The organism is Paraburkholderia sp. SECH4 (genome assembly GCF_030511745.1).
Lineage (GTDB): Bacteria > Pseudomonadota > Gammaproteobacteria > Burkholderiales > Burkholderiaceae > Paraburkholderia > Paraburkholderia madseniana.
Genome location: NZ_JALOCP010000029.1, coordinates 1 through 21363 on the forward strand (window position 1 = coordinate 1; position 21363 = coordinate 21363).

Consider the following 21363-nt stretch of genomic DNA (forward strand, 5'->3'; position numbering starts at 1 on the left):
CCGCCGCTTCATCTGCAAACCGAACGGGCAGTACATTAATCAGCGTTTCCCTAGCACAATCACAGCAGTGACACCTACCGCAACGGCGCGGGCGTGTTCCTCAATCTTACCGAGGGTGGCGCGAATAGCTTGCATGGTCTTTTCCGAGGGTTTAGTCGCCTTTAGCGGCGTCGCTACGCTTTCGGGGGAAGATTTTGAGCGTTCCCTCATAAGCCTCAACAGCCAGCGCTCCATAGCCTCCCGCCATCAGAAAGACAATCGCAGCGACGGATTGGCACCGCTCAGGAAACCAGATCACGACAACCAGGGCGACCAAGCCGAGCGCACAGAGAACCGAAAACGTCACGACAGTGCGACGTTTTCCCGTTTCCTCGCCAACCGGCTTCGGCAAGCTCTCTTTAAAACCGATTTTCATTTGATTTCCTTCTTCATCGTTTCGCCCGTCACCCGGCCCAACCCGCTTTTCCGTGTAATCCGCTTAACCGACGATGCGTCGAATGTCGGATTCTTCTTCAAGCATCAATTCCCGCACGTTGGGCGGAATCGTGACACTCCAAACAAAGCCGGTTTCGCTTTGCTGCCGATAGTAGCGAACCCGCTCTACCCCAAGCGGCGGTGCAGTCCACGGCATCGCTATCTCGACGCCCTCGGTTTCAAATGTCCCAACTGCATGAGCCATTCGACCACCCTCCCACGGACCATCGACGATAGGCAGAAGTCCGTAGGTCTTCGCGGTTGTTGTCTCAGTCAGCATACGTTTTCCTCTTAATCGGTCAGTTCGAGCTTGCGCGACGTGTGCGCCTGAATGTTTGGAGGTGTCCGCGCAATCCCCCATGCTTGAAGTAGCCCGTCGAACGAGGGAGCCGCCACGGCCTTGAGGACCGGCAGCGCCTGCCCGGTCAAACGATATTGGACTCTAGCGTTGCCGCTCGCTCCGGGACGTTTCAGGCGCTCAAGCACGCCGTGCCGTACACCGTATTGGACCGCATCAGAAGCATCGCGCGAGTTCAACACGCCGTTGGCCGCAATTTGAGCAACCGTCGCTGGTTGATGCTGACGCAACCACTGCATGAGCTTTGTTGCATTGTCGTGTGCCTTCATGGCTGGCCCTCTCTCGGTATCGCTTTTCCGTGGTCAATCGTGTTGTGCTTCCGCCCACTCGCGGGCCTGTTCGTTAAGGTCCGCGACTGCACGATGCGAGAGCAACACACGCACGTCCGTCGTACCGATGACGATAAGGTCATCGCTAATCTCGTTGCATCCAGCGGCTTCGAGCATCTTGACCGCCACCTGAGTGAGCTTCGCCATGTTTTCTGTTGTTAGGGTTGGGCATTACCTTCGTCGCGCGCGGCCCGGACTAAGAAGCTACGGAACCGGTCGTTCACCATCGCGAGCAAGGCAACACTAAAGATTGCGACGCCGCTGAACGCCGGTAGCGCGCGCTGACCCAAAACGCCGAAGCAGGCAAGGGAAATTCCCAACACCGACGCGACAATCAGGACGGCAACCAGCAGCCACGCCTTCCTCATGTCGGCTGTTCGGGCAGATCGAGCGCGAGCGCCTGCAAATCCCGCGAGCGCTGTGCCGATGATAGCTACTGACGCGCATCCCAGCGTAGCAATCACCGACAATAGTTCGTGCTGTTCCATGCCGCTTTACCGATCCTATTGGTGCGTGTTGATCTATCTTGTCGGCACTACGGCAAAGTGATCTGCAAGGACGACCACTCTGTACCGCCGAGTCTCTCCCGAGCGGAGGTCTAGTTCGACCGCACTCTGCGGATTAGGATCGACGGCGGTCGCCACACCGATTTGATGGTAACCAGCCTGAACAGGCAAGTGCACTTGTTCTGAAGGCCGCAGATTTGCTATCCGCACTCCATCGAGGAACAATCTTGCGTCGTACATTGCGCCCGTCAAACCTGAGTCTCGGGTAACAATCAATTCGGCGTCGCCGAGCATCGCCTGCAACGGACGAACTTGTTCAGCACGTGCATCAGGGACCGGCGTGGTGCTGCAACCCGTTACTAGCGCGCTGAGCGCAGCAACAACAGCTAGAGCGTAGATCTTCAAGGTAGTAGTGTCCTGTTTTCGCGTCTTCCGCGTCGTGCGACAGGGAGTGCCGCTTTTCCGATGGGTTAATTGGAGAGCAACCGACGAAAGAAGCCTTGGGGTTCGGGTTGCTCTGACAGGATGAACGCTTGATGCTCGCCGTACTTTTCGAGCAAGCCACGGGCGACCGCTACGGCTTCGGACCGTTCATTTTCGATCACGCTCTGCGCTTGCTTCGGCAAAGCGTCATCGCCTGGCGAGTCGGTCGCGTCCACCAGCTGCCTCAACGCTGCGGCCATTGCGTTACGCGCTTCCAAGAGGCTTTTGTAATCACGGTCACTAAGTTGAATCATGGTGCTTTTCCGTCGCGTTAGTTGAATGCCTAGTCGCTCGCCTGCGCGCGGCTGTTCGACACTAGAAGTCCAACTCGGGCAAAGCCGCCAGTGCCCAAGCACCCAACGCCTCGCCGAAAGCGGACCTAGCCTTCTCCGCGCCTCCGGCATCTGAGACGTCGAAAGCCATTGCCTGACTTCCGGGTGTGATAGAAGCAACGCGGTCGCTTCGAATTGTGATTGCCGCAACTGGCGCTTGGTCGCGAATTTCGCACACGTACAGCTGGATTCCAAGCTGACTTGACGAACTTAGCCAAACATACCGAACCTCGAGGTCGAATCGTTCATTCAGAACCGCTACTTCGACGTGGAACGGCATCTCCGGGCCGAAGCTTTCTTTCTTCGCGAGGAACGGCAATCCGGGTTTCGCGGTTTCCCAAGTCTGTCTTTCCATCCACGTTGCCAGCAGTCCCTTAGCAACTGCATGAAGCTTCCCCTGTTCGGCAAGATTGTCAATCGTTCTCACCGGCGTCATCTGATGTTCGTTCATTCCTTCTTCCTTAGACTCCGACGACCGGCCGGTGCGGGGCGCGGTTCACGCCATAAGCTTTTCCGATATCAATTACTGACACAGCGCTGCGACTGCGCCTACGATCGAAGCGATATTGCCTGCCGCAGGCAGTGCCGAGAGAAGTGCTGTCAGCACGCTTTTCTTGGGCTTGCCGTGGGCAAACTGAGCTTCCGCTGCATCCACCACCTCAAGTGCGTCAGTGCGCTCATTGGCCTCCAATCCCAGTGTCTGAATCTCCGCTTTCAGCTTCGTCAGCAGCTCGGCAACCTCATCCGTCACGCCAACCATGTTCGTGGAGTTGTCGACAGAGTGGTTATTAATGCGCGCGTTATGACCAGTAATGTTGTAGATAACAGGTTGCGGCGCAGCGGCCGGCTTCGGCAACCCAAGCCGTTCAACTGTCATCTGATAGCCTGCGGGAATCGAGCCATGGCGTTCGTGCCAGCCAGGCTCGATGACTTTGAAGGTCTCTTTGCCACCGTTCGACATATTCCGCTCAATAAGGTCACCCGGCTCGATCAGCAGCTTCGAGCCATTCATAATGATTGAATTTTTCTGCACGCTAGCAGGTTGGTCTTCAAACCTATCACCGTTTTGCTTGATCACGACAACACGGTCTTTTTGGAGGCTACTAAGAAACACGACTACTCCTTTTACTTGCGCCGGGAGCCCCGGCTTTTCCTATCCGTTCCTGTCCCGCAGAAGCCCTTTTTGCCGCAATTGGCAGACAACTTGGAGTTCTGCCGCCTTCCATCGCGCACGCTGGTCATCGCCCGCTGACATTGCAGCGTCGCTAACCGCTTGGTAGTCGATTTCGTGGCGAAGCCTGCCCAGCAACTCCAACTCTGCGTGCATGCCGCCGCATGGCTTCAGAAACAAGCCATTACCCGCCAAAATCCTCGCCAACTCGCCGGCCAGCAGAGGCGGCTTGTAAAACAGAGTACGTTGATTTGTGAAGGAACAATAGAGTTCGACACATGATGCCCTATCAAATCGGAAGCCTAGCGACACACGCGCACTCCCTCCAAAGTAATAGAGTTCGACACAAACGCACTTCAACGCGATTGGAGCAGAAATCTTGCGACAAAATAGTTTGACACAACCTGCCATCGGCAGGGCGTCATCGCATGCCCCGGCTTGCGTCGACCCGTTCAATTGCTGTCGCGTCTGACGCGACCGGCCGAGATCGACTCCAAGCGGGACTTTGATCTGCCTGCTTGACAGCGTTGATACCGTAATTCGCAGGCACATGCGAGACCCGACAGATGAACACACGCCGAGCTCGTCAGCGTCTATGCGCTGTCGGCACTATGCTAGACAACATTTCTTGTACTTCTTGCCGCTGCCACATGGGCAGGGGTCGTTGCGACCAACTTTGGTTCGCGCCTTGGCGGCCTCTCTCAACAGGGCAGTCAGCTTGCCTGGCTTGCCCATGGCTTTCGTGAGTGCGTCCATGGTGTCGCTCTGTTCCCAAGGGAAGTCCAGATTGAGCCCGAAGCGCAGAGCCTTATCACTGGGCCGCACGCAGACACCGAACCAAGTCTGCGCATGCTCGGTGTATTTCCTCGCGTGGCAGTGTCTTTGCAGCGCCGGGCCAGCAACGTCAATCGGGTCATCGTTGCAATGAATCGTGAGACCGGTGCTGCCGCTGCCCAAGCCCACGCTTAGATCATGGTTCTTGCCATCTGCGACGCCCTGCTTTGCAAGTTGATCAATGCCTGCGCTCACGTCAAAGAGAGTGTCCTCGCCAAGTGTGAGGAGCGCAAAACCAAGGTCGATGGTCGCAGGGTCTGGCTGCGCTTCGATTGCCTTGACCATGCGCCCCAGTGCAGTAGCGGAGAACCGCGTCAGGATGCCATCAGGCGTCGCTTTGCCAGGAATGCCCTCGCGTCGAACCAACATCGCCAGGTCCAGGTCGGCGGAGATATCGTCGTCAAGCATTACCATGTCATGCTCTTCGTCCAGCCAGAGATTCTGCTTCAGGTGATAGGACAGGATGGTCAGCTCATGCGATGCCATCAGCTTGTCGATGTACCCGGTTCGGCGATCTACGTAGCTTAGAAGCTGAAGCGGACTACTGAGCATCTCGGTCATCGCATCGAGCGCAAAAACATCCATGACGAATGGCGGCGAAATTGTGTCCGTCGCCGCGAACCTCAAGAATTGCCGCGCTTGGAAGCTCAGCGCCGGATAGTGGTCTGAGATCAGGCAGATCACATAGATCTGCTTCAGACTCGTTGGCAGGGTCACAGCGTTGCCGGCAGCATCCTTGAAATAGCACGTACCCTCTTCAAGCAATTTCGCGCAGCGATAAGCCTGATCGCTGGAGTCTTGAATGCTCTTCTTGAAGTCATCCTTGATCTGCAGATCATTGCCGCGTCTGGCTTCAAGCGTTAGGCGCTTGGACTTCGCTTGCAGAATCAGTGCGCGATTACCGAACAGCACCAGCACATCGATTTCGGCAAGCCTCGTGCCTTTCGATTCGAAGATGTCGATGTTGGCGAGGACGTTCTCCGGTCCGAAGACCTGCCTCAGGCGTTCTACGGCAAATCGCTCGGTGAAGAGACCACGGTTCTGCATTGCCGTGCTGACATACGCCTTGTCTGCGCCCATCCAGTAGAACGGCGCTTCGTAGAGTGCTTCAGCCAGACTGTAGATGTGGAAGAGAAGGTATTTGCCATCGGGTGTACGGATAAGCGGACTGGCGTTGGCGATGTTGAAATCGTGCAGCGCCTTGAACTGCCCGTTGCGTTCGCCCTTTGGGACAGCGAACGCCGACAGGACCTTGTCAACGATTCCCGGGTCGATGTGCCCGTAGTCTGCAATCTCCTGCGCTGAGAACGTATTGCCGGGCAGGAATGTCCAAGACCCTTGGGGCGCGCCGCGCATGGCCTGAAGGACATTGATTGCCTTTTCTTCCTGCAAGCGCGAAACAGCAAAGCACACGTTGCGAGCATCTTGGATCGAGAACCCCTTGTTCGCGACGAGCCAAGGATCGTCGATCGCGTACTTTGCTGGGGAAAAGTCGCGGTACTGAAAGCTGTACGCGGATTCGCCGCCATAGAAGATCGGCTCGCGCAGCGCGGCGCCGTTGGTGAAAGGGTTGAAGTCTGTCTCGGCGATCTTTGCCGGATCAATGTCCTGCCAGACGGAAGCCGACATCGCGTGGTGGATCTCCTCCAGCAGGGATTCCGTAGATTCGATGTACTTCTCAAGGACTTGCGGCGCCGGAATAGCGTAGTCGATCTCGCTCTTGAGCATGAGTCCGATGAGGGTCGAAGTCTCGGTGCGGATGAGGCGACTCTTCGAAAAGAGGTGCTGCATGTCCTCCGCCTTCATCTCGCCTGAGTACCGGATCAGGTTGTCGCGCGAGCAGAGGTAGGCAACGGCATGCACGTAGCCCGGCGATGTGCAAATACCTGCCAGCTCATCGAAGATCGTTTGTTCAGATCGCATTGCCGTTTCCATTCATATCTGTTGCATTTCGTTGGCCGTCGTATGGTCAGGCGGTATGCACGCGTAATTGTTGCTTAAGGTCCGCTCCTGGCCGCGTGCTGCCGGTTGTCGCCGGTCGTGCCCGGCGCCTCCCATCTGCCAGGGCCACCGAGCTTGTGTCAAACTCTATTGTTGTGTGTCAAGGTCTATTGTCTTGTGTCGAACTCTATTGTTCGTTCACATGATTCGATTCAGCCGAAATGGCTGCTGCTTCGCCCATGATCTTTTCCTATCGATTGGCCTTGCGAACAAGACGCCTCACGCGCAGAGCTTCGAGGATGGTTTCGTCAAAGTAGCGGTGAACGCACTCTCTGAAGTACTGGGCCTTTTCGACGCTTGAGAACGTCACGATCACCGAACCATCATCCTCAAAGAGATCGTTTGTGAGACCGCTGATGCGTCCCCAGCCATCAACCGCACACATCAATCCGCGAAGCATGCCTGCAATTTCATTTCGATCCTCCGGTTCAACGTCATCCATGTTGATGGAGATTTTGGCGACAAACTCTTTGCCGCTGCTATCAAACAAGTCCCGTAGCTTCATTTGTTTATTTTCCCGCGTTCAACGAACAAACTTTTCCGTTGTCTCAGAGAGCCCCGAGACGCGCTCGAACCACCCGTAGAGAGCGCCCCGCGAAACGATTGAAAATGCAACTAGCGCACAGGCGAAGACGAAGGCTGGGAGCATAAAAACCGCAAGCAGTTGATCCGCGCCAAGGAACACCAGCCAACCGGTAATGATCGCAGTCGCGATTGCTAAAACCACGCTAATTGCGCCCACACGAGCCCAAAACTTCGATTTACGAGAGAGCATGATTTTCTTTGGTTTCCTGTTTGGCCCGCGCGACCCGCGCGAGCTCTTTTCCGTTTCAGATGTTGTTTTCGCACGATCCAGCGGGCGGAACGGGCGTCGCCAGTGTGCCAACGAGCTTGTAACCAGGGTGCGAGGCCAAAGCGGACGCGATGTAGGTATCGACAGCGACCTTTTCGGTCGGCGCTTCCACAATCACGTGATACAACTGTTCCTCGGTCGATCCATCTTTCCGCAGAATGCCGGATACCATGAACCGCGCCGGTTGATGCACCTTCCACCCGATTTGAGTGCCGCGTTCGCCAGGTGCCGCGTGTGCGCTAACGGATACACTCGTCCCGACAACAGCGGCCAAGAAAAGTGTTTTCAACTTGCTCATGTCCGTCTGCCTTTTCCTATTCGTGGCCTTCTACTTCTGATCGACCTCGATACGCTGATTGGGCTCGGCCCTTAATGCCGGGCGCTTAAGCATTGGGTCTCCGGCCTGAAGGCAATAGAACTCGATTTCGGCCTCGCCACAGCCGCCATGCAGCGCACATTCGCTCGATTGCTCATGTTGGAGCAGTATTTCTCTGCCTTGCGTAGAGCAGTATGCGGTGGCTTCCTGCAGCGCTTGCCCCTTCGCCGACGCCGGTCCGCCGAGTGGCACCCGCGTCGAGATAGTGTAAGTGTCCGGGCCAATTTTGATCGGGCCGGTGTCGGTGCAAGCAGCTAGCGCCAAAGCTATGCTGCACAGCCCGATTGTCTTTGTAGCCACGTTCTTCCGCATGTGGTTTTCTTTTCCTTTGCAATGCTACGGTCCATCGTTACCGCGACCGCGATCGTACTCCGAGATGCCAGAAAGCAGATAGCCGACAATTCCGCCGATCAACGTACCGAGTGTCGCCCCATCAAGAATCTTTTCGAGCGCGAGAATTAGAATCACCGGTATCAGCATCACTACAGCAGTCAACTGAATCACACGCGCACCGATTGACTTCTTCCCGACGAAACGATGCGCCATCACGGCACCGAATCCTAGTGGAATCGTGGCCGCGGCGATCAATTCTATGTAGCCTCTAAGGTCCATTGTTTTCCTTGTCGCGCGGCAACCGCCGCTTTTCCAATACGTTCGTGACGCTATACCCGAGTCTTGTCCGAAAGGAAACCACCCCTAACCCAACGAAAGGCGACCGTCGACACGATGGTGATCGTCCACCCCAATACAACTGGTCCGATGGTCAGCGCAGCGACACGACCAACGTCCAGTGAACAAGAAGAGATTCGTACTTCGGGAGTAGCACTGCATACCGCCAGCAGATTTCGTACTTGCCACCACCCAGGCACGGCATCCTCCCACCCGGCATGTTGATGGGCCAATGTGAAGTACTGAAAAGCCGCGAAGACCGCGACAGCGAGAACCCACGAAAGCGAACAAACAATCCCGAGACGCGTCCATCCTCGACCGAGCAAGAGAATTTTCATTGCTTTTCCGTTGCGTTATGCAGTGCGTTTGCTGCGGCCTGACCTAACGGCGACCGCAAACGCCATGACGCCCGAGACAATCGCGACCAGCAAGTCTGTTCCAAAGTCGCGCAGCGGCTCGCTGAGAACGACGGTGCGATAGGCGACCAGTCCGACAGCAGAGACGCCAGCGATAGCCGCGCTGACCCGTGGATAGCCCATGAAATAGGCCATTGCGACAACCGCAAAAACTACAAAAGTAAAAGTCATCATCGTTTGCTCCCGTGCTTTCTTGTTTTGAATGAAACCGCTTTTCCGATATTGAAATATACGGGCAGTATGGTACGCGCTGCGTACCATGTCAAACCTTACTTTTGCCTTTTTGTTGGTACTTCAAGAAGCCGAACAACAGCCGCTCGCGCCAAGTCAGGAAGCGGCCGAAAGTCTTTTGACGTGTCTGGCATTCGGTACGTTTTCAGCGCGCGCGGATTGATGCCGGATGCCGTTGCAAGCTCATCCCACGTCATCCCGAGTTGATCCTTCGCCGCCTTCAAGAAATCCTGCTGATTGGAGTTCAACATTGCCTTTAAGTTTGATACGCGCTGCGTACCATGATAGCGCACACACGACCTGCTTCCATATAACGGCTTTCCGCTTCTAACCTTGAGCGGCCATCTCATGCGACCGCCGTGTAATGACTGCGTTTTAGCAGCCTGTTACGAGGAGGTTTACGGACCAGAGCGGCAAAACCGCTCTGAGAGGCGCGTCAACGCTGGCTTCCTCGGGAAACGGGCGGGCGGGGTGCGGCTATTTCGGGCCCGCCCGGTCATCAGGGCTGCACGCCGAACACGAATGCCCAGCCGGCGTGCAGCACGCCCGCGCCGTGCGCGATACAGAGGTCCAGGCAGAGCCTGCCCAGCATCCCGCACGCAACCGCGGCGGCCACGTACAGGACGGCGTTGCGCCGGTAGACGGCGAGAGCCAGCAGTACAGAGGTGGTGACGATGTAGAGGAGATAGAGCATGGTCAGATTCCAGTGTGTCCCCGCACCGCGTGCGGACCAGACCAGTCGTATAGGCAAACGCCGCGACGCGGGTGACTCCGGCCCAGGCGCGCCGGGTGACGGTCACGGAATCCGGCACAGTGCATGCCACCCGCCAGTATCGACAGGTGAAACGGAGCGGAAAAACCGCACCCTGCACGTCGAAAGAGTCAGAATACGGGGCAAGTCGGGCTGGAGCCCCAGCGCGGCCACCTGGCCAGCGCGCCGGCCCCGGCATGGCACGAACGATGCGCCCGACTACCTGCACCCAGGAGAAACCGCATGGAACGGACCTTCGAGCAGACCGTATCCGATCTGCGCATGCTGCTGCGCGATCAGCCACCCTCAACGACGGCCGACGTGGCGGATGGGGCGGTCCTGTATCTCGCCGGCAACGAGTTACGCGGCGTTTTCCTGAACGCCGATGAACCTGACGGACTCGATCAGCCGTTTGCCGTCGACCAGTGGTTCGTCGGTCAGCTCGAGGAAAATCTGGAGGACTGGTTTCATCAGCCCCGTTTCACGCTTCGGCCGTCGCTGCAGACGTGGGCGCTCGATGCACCGCCAGCTGAACCAGCCGACTGAGGGTCGGCGCCCGGTTTTTGCGTCACGGGAAAGAGGCGGACGCGGGTGCGACACTCGTGCCGGCGCGGAGCAGCGATGACCAGCCAGGTGGTTGCGAACGCAATCGCGAAGTACAGGCCGCCTGCTGCCGAGACCCCTAACCGCGTGCCGGCCGCGCGAAACGCACCGATAGGCTCACCCCCGGTCGTGTGGTGGTCAATCAGACAGTACGAAGGCGCCGATCAGGCTGCGTGCGGTTCCTGCCGCGTTGCTTCGGCCAGCTGCTTGCGCAGTGTCATCGCCTTAGCCTGTGAGCAACGAAAGAGCTTCCGGATCTCGGCAACCGTCCCGCGATTGCGACCCGCTGCAAATTCTTCTGCTAGCCGCGCGAGATCGGCGCTTACGGTTCTGGCTACGAGCATCGTTACATTCTGGTCACGGGTTTGCGGCAGAAGGCTGTCATTGTTACGTGCTGCTACCGTCGCGTGACTGGCAGTATCGCCGGCATGACTCGGCAAACCCGCCTTATTCGGCGCAACAATCTGGCCACTACTGTCGCGACCTGCACCGTTACCCTTCGCTACTATGGCGTTACTAGCTGTCGCTACCGGCTGATTGCTGCTCTGGTTTTCCTGAAGTGCGAGTAGCCAGCTCAGGCAGGCGACAAACTCCAGCATGGCTCCGAACGCCATCGCGACCGCGACGTCGACTTTGTCCGGCGAGGTGCCGAGCAGTTGCGCAACGCGCGCGGTCACCGGATCGGTCAGCGCTTCCGTACGTGACAACGCCAGGCGGTCCCGGGCCGCATTCAGCCGATCGGCCGATTGCTCAAGACGCCGGGCTTCACCGAATGCGACGTTCAGCGAATCGAGACGGCTCGACAGCAGCACTCGCCGCAACGACAGCGCGTTGCAGCGATCGACACATTTCTGCGCCCTGGCCGTGGCCAGCTCTGCTATAGCCTTCGCACGTTCAGCCGCGATCGACGCGGGGTTAGCGCCGGACCCGGTGGTAGCCATGGCGGGCGGAGTCGGCGCGTCGATTCTTGCTGCCCGGATCTCGCCCGCGTGGTGCTGCGCTGAAATGAAGAACGTCGCGTGACCGTACCCGGTTGCGAGCATCGCACAGAGCCACAGCAATAGCGTCGGGATGCGCAGCGCAACCGAGACGGATCTGGCCAGAGCTGGCAGCAGATGAGCGCTCAGAAGAAGAACCATTCCAATACCCACCCAGACCAGGCGTTCGGCAAGCTGTCCGCCACGCTCCCAGGCTGAAATCATCGAAACGCAGGCAGACGTGGCCGTCGCCGTTAATGCCAGTCCCGTCGCCCACCACCGCAGCGATGAGGCCGCGCGCTGTGCGGTCGACGGACAACCGATCGAATCGCCATGTAGAGCCGCGGGATGTACCCGATCTGACGCGATACTGGCCGGAACGAGGCACAGGGCAGGAGACGGAAAAAGGGAGTGGGGAAACCTGGTTGAATTTGGGTGCACGGTGCGGCCTCTTGTGTGAGCGTTACCCGGCTTCTCATCGCCAAACGAGGTGAGCGGGCGCATGGCAGGGTTGGCGAACCGGTCACACAAGCAGCCGGCAGACCGTGAGGTCTCCCTACCAGGGCCCGCCCATAGAAAGCGGCGCGCAGAGGCAATACGCACAAAAAAAAGCCGCATGCGCGGCCGTGCGCTTGTATGAATCGGGTCGCCAAACCCGGCACCCTTTGTTTGGGGTGCCTTGTTAGTATATCGCAGCAGCGGTGTTCACTGAAACCCCTGCAATCGATGTTGAAGCACGCGGGGGGTATGCCACGAGATATCAGGACTCCGTCAGATATTACATACGAAAAGCTGACCTCTCAGGCTGGATCCGCGTGGTCATTACTGACTCCCCACAGCCCATAAAGAAACCGACACAGACGAGCTGCTATCGACAGCGTGGGGCCCGAGGTGGGCTCGTCTCTCACTCGCACTCGCGCTCCTGTGCGAACGCTCAATCCTTCGGCGAGCATGCTTCCCGCGGCGTGATCCAGAATCTTGGTGCGTGTGGCTGTCGACAGATCAGGAAATTTTTCAAGCAGCCAACGGGCATCCAGTCTCCAACTGATCGCACTGAGCTGTTTCCAGGCTTCCATTGACTCGCCGATATGGGCATCCGTTTCCAGCCGCCCCCATCCGTTCACCCGCATCAGCGTCGCGCGCGCGGCCGCAGCGCGGCCCCTGACCCGCGCAAACCCGAAATGGGTTGCCTCGTGACAATCCGGACACAGGGCGATTGTACCGAGCAGTGTTTGCAGGCCAGAGTGCCTGTCGAAATGCCACCTTTCATGACATTCGACCGGATGTTTGGGCCCACGGCCCCCGCATTTCTGGCACCGATAGTTCGCGGCGCGATACGCGGCCGTCTTTACCATCTTCCATTCGTCCGGAGTCAACTCCGAGCGAAGGTTTGAGAACCATGCGCTTGCTGGTATGAGTTCGACGAACAGTTCACGGGCTTCGCGCATCACTTAATTTCCGTTAGTTTCCCGATGCCCTATTCCGCACGCGCTCTCGTGCGTGGCCCCAGCTCCTCTACTTCGCAGCCACTGGCAAAGCCTTCCCGGATGTCAGGCGGCCGAGCTTCGTTAGCCGCGAGTCAATTGCTCCCCGTGTTCGGCCGTGTATCTCGGCGAGCGCGTTCGGCTTCACCCCTGCGTCAAACGCCTCGAGCAACCGCTTATCCTCTTCCGGAGGCCACGACTTCCCGGCTTGTGCTGGCAGCTTGCGTTCGGATGCCGCTGCGCGCGATGCTGCGGGGAACTGCTCAAGTGCGACGATTAGCGCGCGGATCACCTTCGGCTCGTTGAACGGGCTCTCAGTGGCGAGGATTTCTCCGGTCACCGGCGAGATACCCTTGGCCAACATGCTGAGAATTTCCCTGGCTTCTTCGCGTTCCATAGTCGAGTCCTGCTTCTGTTTTCTGTGTAGTCGAGCGCTAACTTTTTGCCCTGCTCGCGGTCCCTCGGCCTAGGGCTATCCTGGACTCTTGAAGAGTCGTTCGTCCCACACCACGGGACGAGCCTCACCCACGGCGATGCGCGCAGCCTGCGGATGCGCAGGATTGACTAGCACGTTCCATTCTTCCCGCGCGACGACCGATGGCACAAGCAGGATAGCGCTGCGTGCTTCTGCGATCCAGCGATCACCAAAGTCTCGTGCCAGATCGATATTCGGCCCGTCCCATCCTGCCGGCAGGACGGCCTCCAGTGCTCGCTCTACCGGAATTTCGTCCGGAACGTCTGCTGCGACAACGACGTGCGTACGTGGCACCTTGCCGATCCGCGCGTGGACGAGCACCTCAAGCATTGCCCCGGCGAACGTGGTTGCCCCGTAGATCACAGCGCGGCCGGGGCTGTTGAACCGGCCACCGACCAGCATGGCGCCGGTGCCGTTCCAGATGGGATGGCGACGGTCTGCGATTCGGTAAATCCGCATTACGCAGGAATCCCGTAGAACAGCTTCCAGAGCAGTTCTTCGACTCGCCGCGCACCCAATTCCGTCATCGACACGTCGAGCGGTGTACGGCCGTCCAGCAGCGGATGCGGGGCGTTCAGGAATTCGCGGGCGTCAGCCTCCGAATCCCACACGTATTCCGCGGTGGCGAAGATGCGTGCAAGCCGCTCTGCCTTCTCGGATTCATCCGGGCTCAGCAGTTCGCGCCGGCGCTTGAAAGTGGCTTCCGGGACGATGCGAAAAAGCAGGCTGCGACGCTCGTCAGACGTTCGGGTGACATGCTCGACACTGGCGCGCAACGCCGACTTCGGGAGCCCACCCCGGACTCGGTCATCCAGCTCCGCAAACGATGTCGGCAATGGCGTCAACGCCATGACTGACGCAATTCTGGCGGGTGAAACGATAACCATGGAATGCTCCGAAAGGTATCAATCGATGCCTAACTATACACCACTTGATACCGCAGCGAAACAACCAGAAGGCTAAAAGCGCGCATCCCCCAACCGTGAAGATCAGCCCGCCACGTGACAGGGTTGCGACACGAGGTCAACCGATCAGTCCCGGTTCCGGTATAGGCTGCAGGGGGTACGGGGGCGACATGCGTCGGGGAAATGGCGCTGCGACGACGTCCGGTTCCATAATCGAATTCCGGGGGTCTCGCGCGCAATCAACACACCGGAGGGGCATTACAGGTAAACATCGCACAACCCGACACGCTGGCCACCAGTAGCAGCACCGCAACCCGAATCACTTTCGTGGCCATCAGTCAGCACGTCGGAATGCATTTTAGCGACGCGCAACCCGCCATAGTTGCCACGATCGCCAGCAGCAGCATCAGACTGAATATTCGCTTCCTCATCACATCACCCTCCTTGGTATTCGTTATCGGCTCGCTGCGTCAGCGTGCAGCGGCGCCTACACGTCAACGTAAGACGTCGTTTGCGACGGCACAAGACGCGGATGCGGTGTGCACAGACAGACACACAGATCGTCGCTCAGAGCCGCCTGCCGGCCGTCCGGTCCTGTCGTTGAAATGCGCGCGCCCTCGCACTTGATCAACCCAACGGTCTTGCAGACCGGGCACAGGACGGGATCAGTTTCGTAGGCCTGCTCGCGCCCGCCGAGCAGGTCGTTACCGTCACCACCCTGCACGATGCCACCCACCGTCGTTTTGTCGCCTTTCACAATGTCGTAACGCCGCATCGTGCGCTCCTACACTGCACCCGGTCGCTGCCGCAGGCTATTCAGCAGGGCGTCCCATACCTGCAGCGCTCCCGCCTCATCGACCGGCGACGTTGCCTGATCAGGCGGCAGGTCGCTCCGTGAAGACGTGCCAAGCAGCAGTTCAACCGAGGTATGCGGTTGCGCAAGCGTGGCAGGATTGCCCGGTGCCAGCAGATAGAAACGGTAGACCGTAATCGGGCCGTCCTGAAGCGCAAACAGGACCTCTTCGGCGTCCATGCCGGCCACCACGCGCTTGCCCTTGCGCACGATGCGATAGCTGCCAGGCATTCGATCGAGTTGTGCGCGAAGCTCGGACAGATTCTTGGTGAGCGGTTGACCTTGATCCTGCTCGACCGCATCTCGCATCTTGATCAGGAGCAGCGCAGGTCGGCCCGGCATCAGCGCAAACGACTGGCTGACTTCTTCCGTGTAGGTCGACGATCCGGTGACGATCCCGCCGTCGAAGCAAAACCCGGACTCCGTCGGCACTGTCCAGTTGTCTCGCGCCTTGATGCGCCTGTAGGTGTCGCTGTAGATATTCTCCGAGTTGCCAAGAGCAGACGCTCCCATGAGGCCGGCGGTATGAAAGAGTGTGTGGTCCGCAAAGAGGTAGCCATCCGTTCTGAAAGGCATCTCGACTTTCGCCACGCCTTCCTGGTAGATAAAAAACCGCGAATCGTTGACCGGAGAAAATGCCTTCTCGAGCCAGGCCTTCCCGGTTTTCTCATCCAGGTTGACGGGGTTATAGCGTTGCTTCGTACGCAACTCGTTCTCCCGGGCCTCGACTTGGGTGCGATAGACATCAAGTGAGACATTGTGAGTTGTTTCGAGTTTGTCTCCCCTGTACGCATAATGTTGATTCGAAATCTCGCTCGACGCGGGCCGGTCGAATACGAGGCGGCCGATGCACCACGGGCGCACTTTGGACAGCAGCGGATTGTTCATCGTTGGTTCCACGGAAAGCGCAAGAGAGCAGGCGCAAAGACCTGCCAGCAGAATGAGGGAGCGAAAGAGGCGAACCATTAACATGTTCCCGGCACCTAGATGTCGTTGACGATCTGGACCACACTGTAAAGTATCGCCCAGTGAGTCCATGGGTGCGCGTAGCTGGTCATGTGCTGGTATCCGCCCTGCACGAACGCCATCTGAACTCCTTTGGCCGGATCGCCAGGCACCTCAGGCTTCAACCCGCGCGCCTGCGCATCGGCCGACCACACCGGCACCGTACCGTCGCCACGGATGATTCCCGTCTTGGTTGCCACCTGTGACCAGTCAGTCTTGGCATTCACGTCCGGCAACGTATTTGTCTTCTGGACGCTGAACGTGACACTCAGATTGCGTTGTTCCAGAAGCACGCGGATTTCGCCCTTGCCCGAGTCGTGCAGCAACTTTGCGGCCTGAAGTTCAGGCGCCTGCACGTCCGAAGGCACATCTCCAGTCCAGATTGCGTTACCCCACGTCAACAGATTCTTCGTCGGGTCTCCTTTTTCGATGCCAGGCTTGCTCGTGTCGTTGGCCTCTGTCGTCGTGCCCGACTGTGGTGACCTGAAGTCGAGGCCACCCTCGCCGTAGGCTACATATGTCTTGCCATGGTAATGATTCTTCAAATGGCTCTGGTTTTTTACAACGGTCTCCATAGTCGATCGATAGTAATCCGATAGGCTTGTCTGAAGCCCGCCTGCATTGAGCCGCGTCTTGACGATCCCAGCCGGATCGAGCTGTTTGTCGGGCGGCTGCAAACCGTACCACTTGGAATTCACATACAAATCGTTATACGGATCGCCGTGCTCCGGGAACTGCATGACCACCTGTCCGTCGGGCCGCGCAAAAATCCACCACGGCGCGCCATTGTGATAATCCGGCATCGGCGTCAGCTCCATCGGTCCCGGCGCGTTCGCCATCACCGCCATGAACTCGTCCGCATCGCGCCCCAGCAGACTGCCATTGATGAAACCATTCATACCGCCTTCGGGACTGCCGCCTGTCTTGAAACGCTTTGCGGCCAGAGGAGCACCGGTGGCCGGTTGACATCCATGAAATACGCCGTGCGCAAGACCTTCGAGCTCATGGTTTAACACCGCGAAGCGGGCCACCAGTCCACCCATCGAGTGCGTCAGAATAATGGCCTTGCCCGTATCGTTTTCCTTGCAGATCTCGGTGACGCCCATCAGCCGTGTCGTCTTCTTTGTCTGCGGATCGGGGACGTCCAGACCATTCACCACATCACGCCCCGAAAGGTCGTTCGACTGCAGCCAGTTGTATCCAATCGCATAGACGCGATAGCGAAACTTGGCGAATTTCTTGAATTCCGCGGAGTCCGGTGCGATCACCTGGCCTTTTCCTGCTGCAGCAATGGCGCCGTAGGTTTTCGGATCGGTGCCTAGCACGGGATGGAGTGCCCATTTCTCGCCCTCGGGATCGGGGTCGATCCACGCGCCTTCTGGCTTGCCGAGCAGCATCGGGTTGTTCAACTGTTGCTCGAGCCAAAGCAGGACAGGTTGATAGCCGGTCCTATAGACCGAACCCCAGCCGCGGCGTCGCGCCTCCTTCTCGGTAATCGGGTCTTTCTCCCCAAGGTCGACGATCGGACCGAGCGGCGTCACCATGACACTCTCGGGATCGAAAAGTGTTTCGCGCGACGACGCGCTGCGAAACCATCCAGCGATGAGTGAACACAACGCGCCGAGTGATGCACCTATCGTGTCTGTATTTGGTGCGGACCATGCCGCGTCGCCACTGTCCTTGGCGGCCAGTGGCGAGCCCATCACGCCCGGTATGAAAATGACGGGAATGATGGGGCGCAGATCGTGCAAGGTCTCCTTGGCGCGGGTGTCGTCGGCCGGCGTCAAGGGCGCCTGGGCGGAAGAGTGGCCGTCCTCATCGGTCTGCGACGCGAGGCGGACGACTTCCTGTTCGGCATCGTCGTCGCCGGACGTCTGGCCCTGCGTACCCGAATTGTCGGGCTGATTTTCGCTCATGGATTCTCGCTTATGCTTTGCTCGTGCCAGGCCGCAGCGCCCGGATCACCACGGTTTCGATATCGTTGCTTTTCTGCTCGACCGTATGGCCCAGCTCGTCCGTGACTCCGCTCAGGCGTGTGCCATCCCCACGCACGATCTCGTAAGGGTGGTTCTTGAGCGGGTCGCCGGTGATCCGGTCGCGCAAGAGATACTTATCGTTGAACGCCGGCTTCTCGAGGCTATTCATATGCTCCGCCACCGAACTCGGGCCCTGCCGGCTGAACGACGCCGACTTGATCGTGCGTGCACCGCGCGTGCCGTCCTCAATTCCTTCGGGGGTAATACGGATGTATGAGCCCCCGCACTTGAGCATCAACTCGGTCTTCGCGTCGATCTCGATGCTGCCGTTATTGCTCTTGAGCGTCAGGCCGAGTTCGGAGAGTAATCGCAGCTGATCTGTGAGCGCCTGGATGTCGATCGCACCTTTCCCGGCGATCAGTTTCATACCGGCACTTTGGACGAACACGCTGATTTTTTCTGCGACGCTCGCAACCAGCGATTTGCCCACGGCCCAGTACGTGTCCTTGCCGCTGACGAAATTCAGATGCTCGTCCGCTACCATCTGCGCCGACGCGTGCGTGGTAAAGCCCATGCTCTCTGGACTCGATGCGAGCATGACAGGTTTGGCAAAGGCATTGGCGTTTCCTGTCCCACCGCCTGCCGTATTACCGCCTTTGGCCACGCCCGCCTTGCTGTGCTGAGTCGCCTTCGCAAACTGTGAAAGCGCTTCGCGGCCAGGCTTCATATCCTCGGCCTTGGCGGTCGAACTTGCGGAGGACAACGACTCGACCAGCAGATCCGCACGCGCCAGGATCTCGCGCGGCGCGGTGGTATCGAGCGGCTGACCGTCGGCGCTGATTTGATGTGTGCTGAAATACAGTCCCTCGCCCGCATGGACGGCACCTGCATTGTCGGTGCGCAGGGTGAACCCGCTGCCGGTGTACGCGCCGCGTGAATTACCGTCCTGGACGATCTGGTAGCCGAGATGGAGACCGCTCATGCCGTGGCTGCTCATGATCCGCATGCGAGGCTGCCCCGTGGAATCATCCATGACGTGCTGGTTATAGCCGCCGCCACCGCCGTACTCCCGGGACTGATAGCCGGAAAGCAGGCCGTTCGAATGCCACTGCGGTTTCGCCGCGCCGTTGTACACGCGATGAAGCGCAATCGGGCGGTCGATGTCATTGCCGATGTGACCGATCAGGAGTTCTTCGCCCGCGCGCGGCATGTGGACGCCACCACATCCATCGCCGGTATCGGACTGCGCGACGCGCACCCAGCACGATGCACGCTCGTCGCCTTCGCTTTGCCGGTCCCAGATGAAGAGCACCTTCACCCGGTTCAGTTCATCGGTGTAGCATTCCTCGCCCTTCGGGCCCGCAACGATCGCCGATTCCAGCTTCGCTTCGGGCTTGCGATGATCGAACGGGCTGCGATAGGGCACCTTCGTACGCTGCGCTTCGATGGTGACCCGATAGAACCCCGTGGAGCCGTCCGCTTGCTTCACGGAGAACACCTGGCCAGGATCGTCGGCGCGGGCCTGTGCGATCTGATTGTTCAGGCTGTGCGGGTAATTCGCGTCGTGCCCGGAGAGCGGAAGATTGTTCTCGATGGCCCACTCAACCTCGATGGTTGCGAATTCGCGCTGGTCCGCGGCGTCCTGATCGTGCTCCGGATGGCCGGTCAGCGTGAAGCGACGGCCCGCGTCCATCGCGCGCAGGCTGCCCACGCCGTGAAAGCGCTTGGCCTGCGACTCCCATTCCTCCATGCGAATCTTCGACAGGTGATCACCACGTTCCTGTTCCGGATACGTATAGCCGCCGGTGTATTCATAGACTTCTGTTTGCGAGGGCAACGCTCCCTGATTCTCCATCGTGGGAACCGACGTCCCTTTCGGATTGGAGGGCGTCGAAGGACTCTTATAGTCGAAAGTACGCGTCGACAGCATCACGGATTGCAGTGTCCGTGTGCCTGACCACTGGGTGAGTGCGTCGGCCTCATTGCTCACGCCTGCACGATAAAACGTGACCATTGCGGGCGAGAGCGGTTCGAGCGTTTCGAGGCGGTCAGTGATGACCAGTGTGTGCGATTTGCCGTCGGCTGCCTGCTGCCAGATTCCAAACAGGCCTTCAGACTCCAGGAGCCTGTGCACGAAGTTCCAGTCGGTCTCGTCCTGCCTGCAATATGAGCGCGTCGGCAGCGGCTTCGACAGCGCGAAACGGTACATTCCCTTGGCCTGCGGGTGCTGGTTGAACACGTCCGAGATGACCTCGTCCACTGCCTTGTCCTGCCAGTGTCGCTGGTCGCGGCGGAACTTCAGGAAGTGCATCCACGAGGAAAAGCCCAACTGGTAGCTTGCAAGATTTCCGTCTGCTCCCAGCCGGCGAGCGGTGTGCACATAGCCGTGATGTGGCAGATAAGACCCATCAGTCTGTTGGATCCAGAGGGTAACGGCTTGGGAGATCAGCGTTTTGAGCTGCACGTCGCCCGAGGTAGATACGCAGTCGAGCAGCAAGAAATAATCGCGGCCGATCCGCGAGCGCCCGGTGACACGGTGGGGCAACAATACGTTGTTGCCAGCCGGAGTATCCAGTTTTAAAAGACGGCCCTGCTGCGACAGTCCGCCCGTTATTGCCCCGATTATGTCCTGCGTGCTCATACCGCCTCTCGATTATTTCTGTTTTCTCGCGCGATTTTACGTATGACGATACGGCCAAAGCAATCAGATAATTGTCAGGAATTGAAAACGGAAATTGAATTAATGCGGAATGGATATAAAAGTGAATACCGGATCGCAAAAGCATTCGCTGAGCCTCGCATGCATTGGCGGCAAGTCGTCGCGGTGGGCGGCGGCTTCGATCGAGGATGACGACGCGCGCGCACGGCGTGGTCGATGCAACGACCGCAAGGGCGCTGCCACGATCCGTGCTGCACGAGGCGGTGATGCTCCGGTGCCCTCACGAGCGACGGAGTTTGCACTAGACGCGAATGACGCGGCATGGAAGCGTGTTGCCACCACACGAGTGACGACGCGTAAAAAAAAGCCGGCGCGTCCGAAAGGGAGCGTCGGCTGAGTGTCCTGGCAAAATCTCGAGGTAGAGGCCAGAACCTGAAAGGCTTGCAGGATAACCCAGTCTGCCCCCGGGGTGATTCGCCGAACTGACACGAAAGTACGCCACTTTTCTACGGATTGGGGTGCCATCATGGAGTTGTTTCTCTCGTGCAGCACACACGCGCTGTGGATACCGGACGCCCCTCTTTGTCTACGCCTCGTTGTTGACTTCGCTCACGCGCGTTCGGGGGTTTTCATTACCCCGGC

The 21363-nt window shown here is 58.6% G+C and carries 26 protein-coding genes; 1 reads left to right on the forward strand and 25 read right to left on the reverse strand.

Annotated features, from left to right (window positions below; all coding sequences use genetic code 11):
- Positions 1–151 precede the first annotated feature (151 nt).
- The 16 genes from M0D67_RS30170 to M0D67_RS30245 all read right to left on the reverse strand — a co-directional run bounded on the left by M0D67_RS30170 (position 152) and on the right by M0D67_RS30245 (position 9727).
- Complete coding sequence (locus M0D67_RS30170) at positions 152–415, reverse strand: hypothetical protein (RefSeq protein WP_266240759.1); 264 nt, start codon at positions 413–415, stop codon at positions 152–154.
- A gap of 63 nt (positions 416–478) precedes the next feature.
- A complete protein-coding gene (locus M0D67_RS30175; RefSeq protein ID WP_266240760.1) occupies positions 479–754 on the reverse strand; it encodes a hypothetical protein in 276 nt (91 codons plus the stop codon).
- A gap of 11 nt (positions 755–765) precedes the next feature.
- Positions 766–1101: a hypothetical protein gene (locus tag M0D67_RS30180; RefSeq protein ID WP_266240761.1), complete on the reverse strand. Its 336-nt coding sequence runs from the start codon at positions 1099–1101 to the stop codon at positions 766–768.
- Between the two features lie 33 nt (positions 1102–1134).
- On the reverse strand, positions 1135–1308 hold the full coding sequence (locus M0D67_RS30185) for a hypothetical protein (protein ID WP_266240762.1): 174 nt from the start codon (positions 1306–1308) through the stop codon (positions 1135–1137).
- Between the two features lie 11 nt (positions 1309–1319).
- A complete protein-coding gene (locus M0D67_RS30190) occupies positions 1320–1649 on the reverse strand; it encodes a hypothetical protein (protein ID WP_266240763.1) in 330 nt (109 codons plus the stop codon).
- Between the two features lie 488 nt (positions 1650–2137).
- Entirely contained in the window at positions 2138–2404 is a 267-nt protein-coding gene (locus tag M0D67_RS30195; RefSeq protein ID WP_266240764.1) for a hypothetical protein, read from the reverse strand.
- A gap of 61 nt (positions 2405–2465) precedes the next feature.
- Positions 2466–2933: a hypothetical protein gene (locus M0D67_RS30200; RefSeq protein ID WP_266240765.1), complete on the reverse strand. Its 468-nt coding sequence runs from the start codon at positions 2931–2933 to the stop codon at positions 2466–2468.
- 72 nt (positions 2934–3005) lie between these two features.
- A complete protein-coding gene (locus M0D67_RS30205; protein ID WP_266240766.1) occupies positions 3006–3596 on the reverse strand; it encodes a hypothetical protein in 591 nt (196 codons plus the stop codon).
- Between the two features lie 666 nt (positions 3597–4262).
- Positions 4263–6410, reverse strand: a complete 2148-nt coding sequence (locus M0D67_RS30210; RefSeq protein WP_266240767.1) for an SEC-C metal-binding domain-containing protein — start codon at positions 6408–6410, stop codon at positions 4263–4265.
- Positions 6411–6678: 268 nt separating this feature from the next.
- A complete protein-coding gene (locus tag M0D67_RS30215) occupies positions 6679–6993 on the reverse strand; it encodes a hypothetical protein (protein WP_266240768.1) in 315 nt (104 codons plus the stop codon).
- A gap of 325 nt (positions 6994–7318) precedes the next feature.
- Positions 7319–7513: a hypothetical protein gene (locus M0D67_RS30220; RefSeq protein ID WP_266240769.1), complete on the reverse strand. Its 195-nt coding sequence runs from the start codon at positions 7511–7513 to the stop codon at positions 7319–7321.
- A gap of 156 nt (positions 7514–7669) precedes the next feature.
- Positions 7670–8029: a hypothetical protein gene (locus M0D67_RS30225; RefSeq protein ID WP_266240770.1), complete on the reverse strand. Its 360-nt coding sequence runs from the start codon at positions 8027–8029 to the stop codon at positions 7670–7672.
- A gap of 24 nt (positions 8030–8053) precedes the next feature.
- The gene (locus M0D67_RS30230) at positions 8054–8329 is read right to left on the reverse strand and encodes a hypothetical protein (protein ID WP_266240771.1); all 276 of its coding nucleotides are present in this window, start codon (positions 8327–8329) and stop codon (positions 8054–8056) included.
- Between the two features lie 410 nt (positions 8330–8739).
- On the reverse strand, positions 8740–9063 hold the full coding sequence (locus tag M0D67_RS30235) for a hypothetical protein (RefSeq protein WP_266240772.1): 324 nt from the start codon (positions 9061–9063) through the stop codon (positions 8740–8742).
- A gap of 8 nt (positions 9064–9071) precedes the next feature.
- Positions 9072–9326, reverse strand: coding sequence for a hypothetical protein (locus M0D67_RS30240; protein ID WP_266240773.1), 255 nt, complete (start codon positions 9324–9326; stop codon positions 9072–9074).
- Between the two features lie 206 nt (positions 9327–9532).
- Entirely contained in the window at positions 9533–9727 is a 195-nt protein-coding gene (locus M0D67_RS30245; RefSeq protein WP_266240774.1) for a hypothetical protein, read from the reverse strand.
- A gap of 300 nt (positions 9728–10027) precedes the next feature.
- On the opposite strand from M0D67_RS30245, the gene M0D67_RS30250 reads away from it, so the two are divergent.
- On the forward strand, positions 10028–10330 hold the full coding sequence (locus M0D67_RS30250; RefSeq protein WP_266240775.1) for a hypothetical protein: 303 nt from the start codon (positions 10028–10030) through the stop codon (positions 10328–10330).
- 221 nt (positions 10331–10551) lie between these two features.
- On the opposite strand, the gene M0D67_RS30255 is transcribed toward M0D67_RS30250, so the two are convergent.
- From M0D67_RS30255 to M0D67_RS30295, 9 genes are all read right to left on the reverse strand, one after another.
- Complete coding sequence (locus M0D67_RS30255; protein WP_266240776.1) at positions 10552–11589, reverse strand: hypothetical protein; 1038 nt, start codon at positions 11587–11589, stop codon at positions 10552–10554.
- Between the two features lie 575 nt (positions 11590–12164).
- The gene (locus tag M0D67_RS30260; protein ID WP_266240777.1) at positions 12165–12812 is read right to left on the reverse strand and encodes an HNH endonuclease; all 648 of its coding nucleotides are present in this window, start codon (positions 12810–12812) and stop codon (positions 12165–12167) included.
- A 67-nt stretch (positions 12813–12879) separates the two neighbouring features.
- On the reverse strand, positions 12880–13245 hold the full coding sequence (locus tag M0D67_RS30265; protein WP_266240778.1) for a hypothetical protein: 366 nt from the start codon (positions 13243–13245) through the stop codon (positions 12880–12882).
- A gap of 75 nt (positions 13246–13320) precedes the next feature.
- Positions 13321–13782: an RES family NAD+ phosphorylase gene (locus M0D67_RS30270; protein WP_266240779.1), complete on the reverse strand. Its 462-nt coding sequence runs from the start codon at positions 13780–13782 to the stop codon at positions 13321–13323.
- The gene (locus tag M0D67_RS30275) at positions 13782–14210 is read right to left on the reverse strand and encodes an antitoxin Xre/MbcA/ParS toxin-binding domain-containing protein (RefSeq protein ID WP_266240780.1); all 429 of its coding nucleotides are present in this window, start codon (positions 14208–14210) and stop codon (positions 13782–13784) included. Before M0D67_RS30275 ends, M0D67_RS30270 begins: the two co-directional genes overlap by 1 nt.
- Before the next feature lie 505 nt (positions 14211–14715).
- On the reverse strand, positions 14716–15003 hold the full coding sequence (locus tag M0D67_RS30280) for a PAAR domain-containing protein (RefSeq protein WP_116117628.1): 288 nt from the start codon (positions 15001–15003) through the stop codon (positions 14716–14718).
- A gap of 9 nt (positions 15004–15012) precedes the next feature.
- Positions 15013–16053 (reverse strand): T6SS immunity protein Tli4 family protein, encoded by a 1041-nt coding sequence (locus M0D67_RS30285; protein ID WP_266240856.1) that lies wholly within the window; start codon positions 16051–16053, stop codon positions 15013–15015.
- An 11-nt stretch (positions 16054–16064) separates the two neighbouring features.
- Complete coding sequence (locus M0D67_RS30290) at positions 16065–18002, reverse strand: alpha/beta hydrolase (protein ID WP_266240781.1); 1938 nt, start codon at positions 18000–18002, stop codon at positions 16065–16067.
- Between the two features lie 10 nt (positions 18003–18012).
- Positions 18013–20703, reverse strand: a complete 2691-nt coding sequence (locus tag M0D67_RS30295) for a type VI secretion system Vgr family protein (protein ID WP_266240782.1) — start codon at positions 20701–20703, stop codon at positions 18013–18015.
- Positions 20704–21363: the final 660 nt, after the last annotated feature.

Bases quoted from the DNA above. Each gene is read 5' to 3' on its own strand.
- M0D67_RS30190 (WP_266240763.1), bottom strand. From the start codon at position 1,649: ATGGAACAGCACGAACTATTGTCGGTGATTGCTACGCTGGGATGCGCG.
- M0D67_RS30195 (WP_266240764.1), bottom strand. From the start codon at position 2,404: ATGATTCAACTTAGTGACCGTGATTACAAAAGCCTCTTGGAAGCGCGT.
- M0D67_RS30285 (WP_266240856.1), bottom strand. From the start codon at position 16,053: ATGTTAATGGTTCGCCTCTTTCGCTCCCTCATTCTGCTGGCAGGTCTT.
- M0D67_RS30245 (WP_266240774.1), bottom strand. From the start codon at position 9,727: ATGCTCTATCTCCTCTACATCGTCACCACCTCTGTACTGCTGGCTCTC.
- M0D67_RS30215 (WP_266240768.1), bottom strand. From the start codon at position 6,993: ATGAAGCTACGGGACTTGTTTGATAGCAGCGGCAAAGAGTTTGTCGCC.
- M0D67_RS30290 (WP_266240781.1), bottom strand. From the start codon at position 18,002: ATGAGCGAAAATCAGCCCGACAATTCGGGTACGCAGGGCCAGACGTCC.
- M0D67_RS30230 (WP_266240771.1), bottom strand. From the start codon at position 8,329: ATGGACCTTAGAGGCTACATAGAATTGATCGCCGCGGCCACGATTCCA.
- M0D67_RS30200 (WP_266240765.1), bottom strand. From the start codon at position 2,933: ATGAACGAACATCAGATGACGCCGGTGAGAACGATTGACAATCTTGCC.
- M0D67_RS30210 (WP_266240767.1), bottom strand. From the start codon at position 6,410: ATGCGATCTGAACAAACGATCTTCGATGAGCTGGCAGGTATTTGCACA.
- M0D67_RS30220 (WP_266240769.1), bottom strand. From the start codon at position 7,513: ATGGTATCCGGCATTCTGCGGAAAGATGGATCGACCGAGGAACAGTTG.
- M0D67_RS30295 (WP_266240782.1), bottom strand. From the start codon at position 20,703: ATGAGCACGCAGGACATAATCGGGGCAATAACGGGCGGACTGTCGCAG.
- M0D67_RS30275 (WP_266240780.1), bottom strand. From the start codon at position 14,210: ATGGTTATCGTTTCACCCGCCAGAATTGCGTCAGTCATGGCGTTGACG.
- M0D67_RS30225 (WP_266240770.1), bottom strand. From the start codon at position 8,029: ATGCGGAAGAACGTGGCTACAAAGACAATCGGGCTGTGCAGCATAGCT.
- M0D67_RS30270 (WP_266240779.1), bottom strand. From the start codon at position 13,782: ATGCGGATTTACCGAATCGCAGACCGTCGCCATCCCATCTGGAACGGC.
- M0D67_RS30260 (WP_266240777.1), bottom strand. From the start codon at position 12,812: ATGCGCGAAGCCCGTGAACTGTTCGTCGAACTCATACCAGCAAGCGCA.
- M0D67_RS30235 (WP_266240772.1), bottom strand. From the start codon at position 9,063: ATGGTACGCAGCGCGTACCATACTGCCCGTATATTTCAATATCGGAAA.
- M0D67_RS30265 (WP_266240778.1), bottom strand. From the start codon at position 13,245: ATGGAACGCGAAGAAGCCAGGGAAATTCTCAGCATGTTGGCCAAGGGT.
- M0D67_RS30250 (WP_266240775.1), top strand. From the start codon at position 10,028: ATGGAACGGACCTTCGAGCAGACCGTATCCGATCTGCGCATGCTGCTG.
- M0D67_RS30185 (WP_266240762.1), bottom strand. From the start codon at position 1,308: ATGGCGAAGCTCACTCAGGTGGCGGTCAAGATGCTCGAAGCCGCTGGA.
- M0D67_RS30255 (WP_266240776.1), bottom strand. From the start codon at position 11,589: ATGATTTCAGCCTGGGAGCGTGGCGGACAGCTTGCCGAACGCCTGGTC.
- M0D67_RS30170 (WP_266240759.1), bottom strand. From the start codon at position 415: ATGAAAATCGGTTTTAAAGAGAGCTTGCCGAAGCCGGTTGGCGAGGAA.
- M0D67_RS30180 (WP_266240761.1), bottom strand. From the start codon at position 1,101: ATGAAGGCACACGACAATGCAACAAAGCTCATGCAGTGGTTGCGTCAG.
- M0D67_RS30175 (WP_266240760.1), bottom strand. From the start codon at position 754: ATGCTGACTGAGACAACAACCGCGAAGACCTACGGACTTCTGCCTATC.
- M0D67_RS30280 (WP_116117628.1), bottom strand. From the start codon at position 15,003: ATGCGGCGTTACGACATTGTGAAAGGCGACAAAACGACGGTGGGTGGC.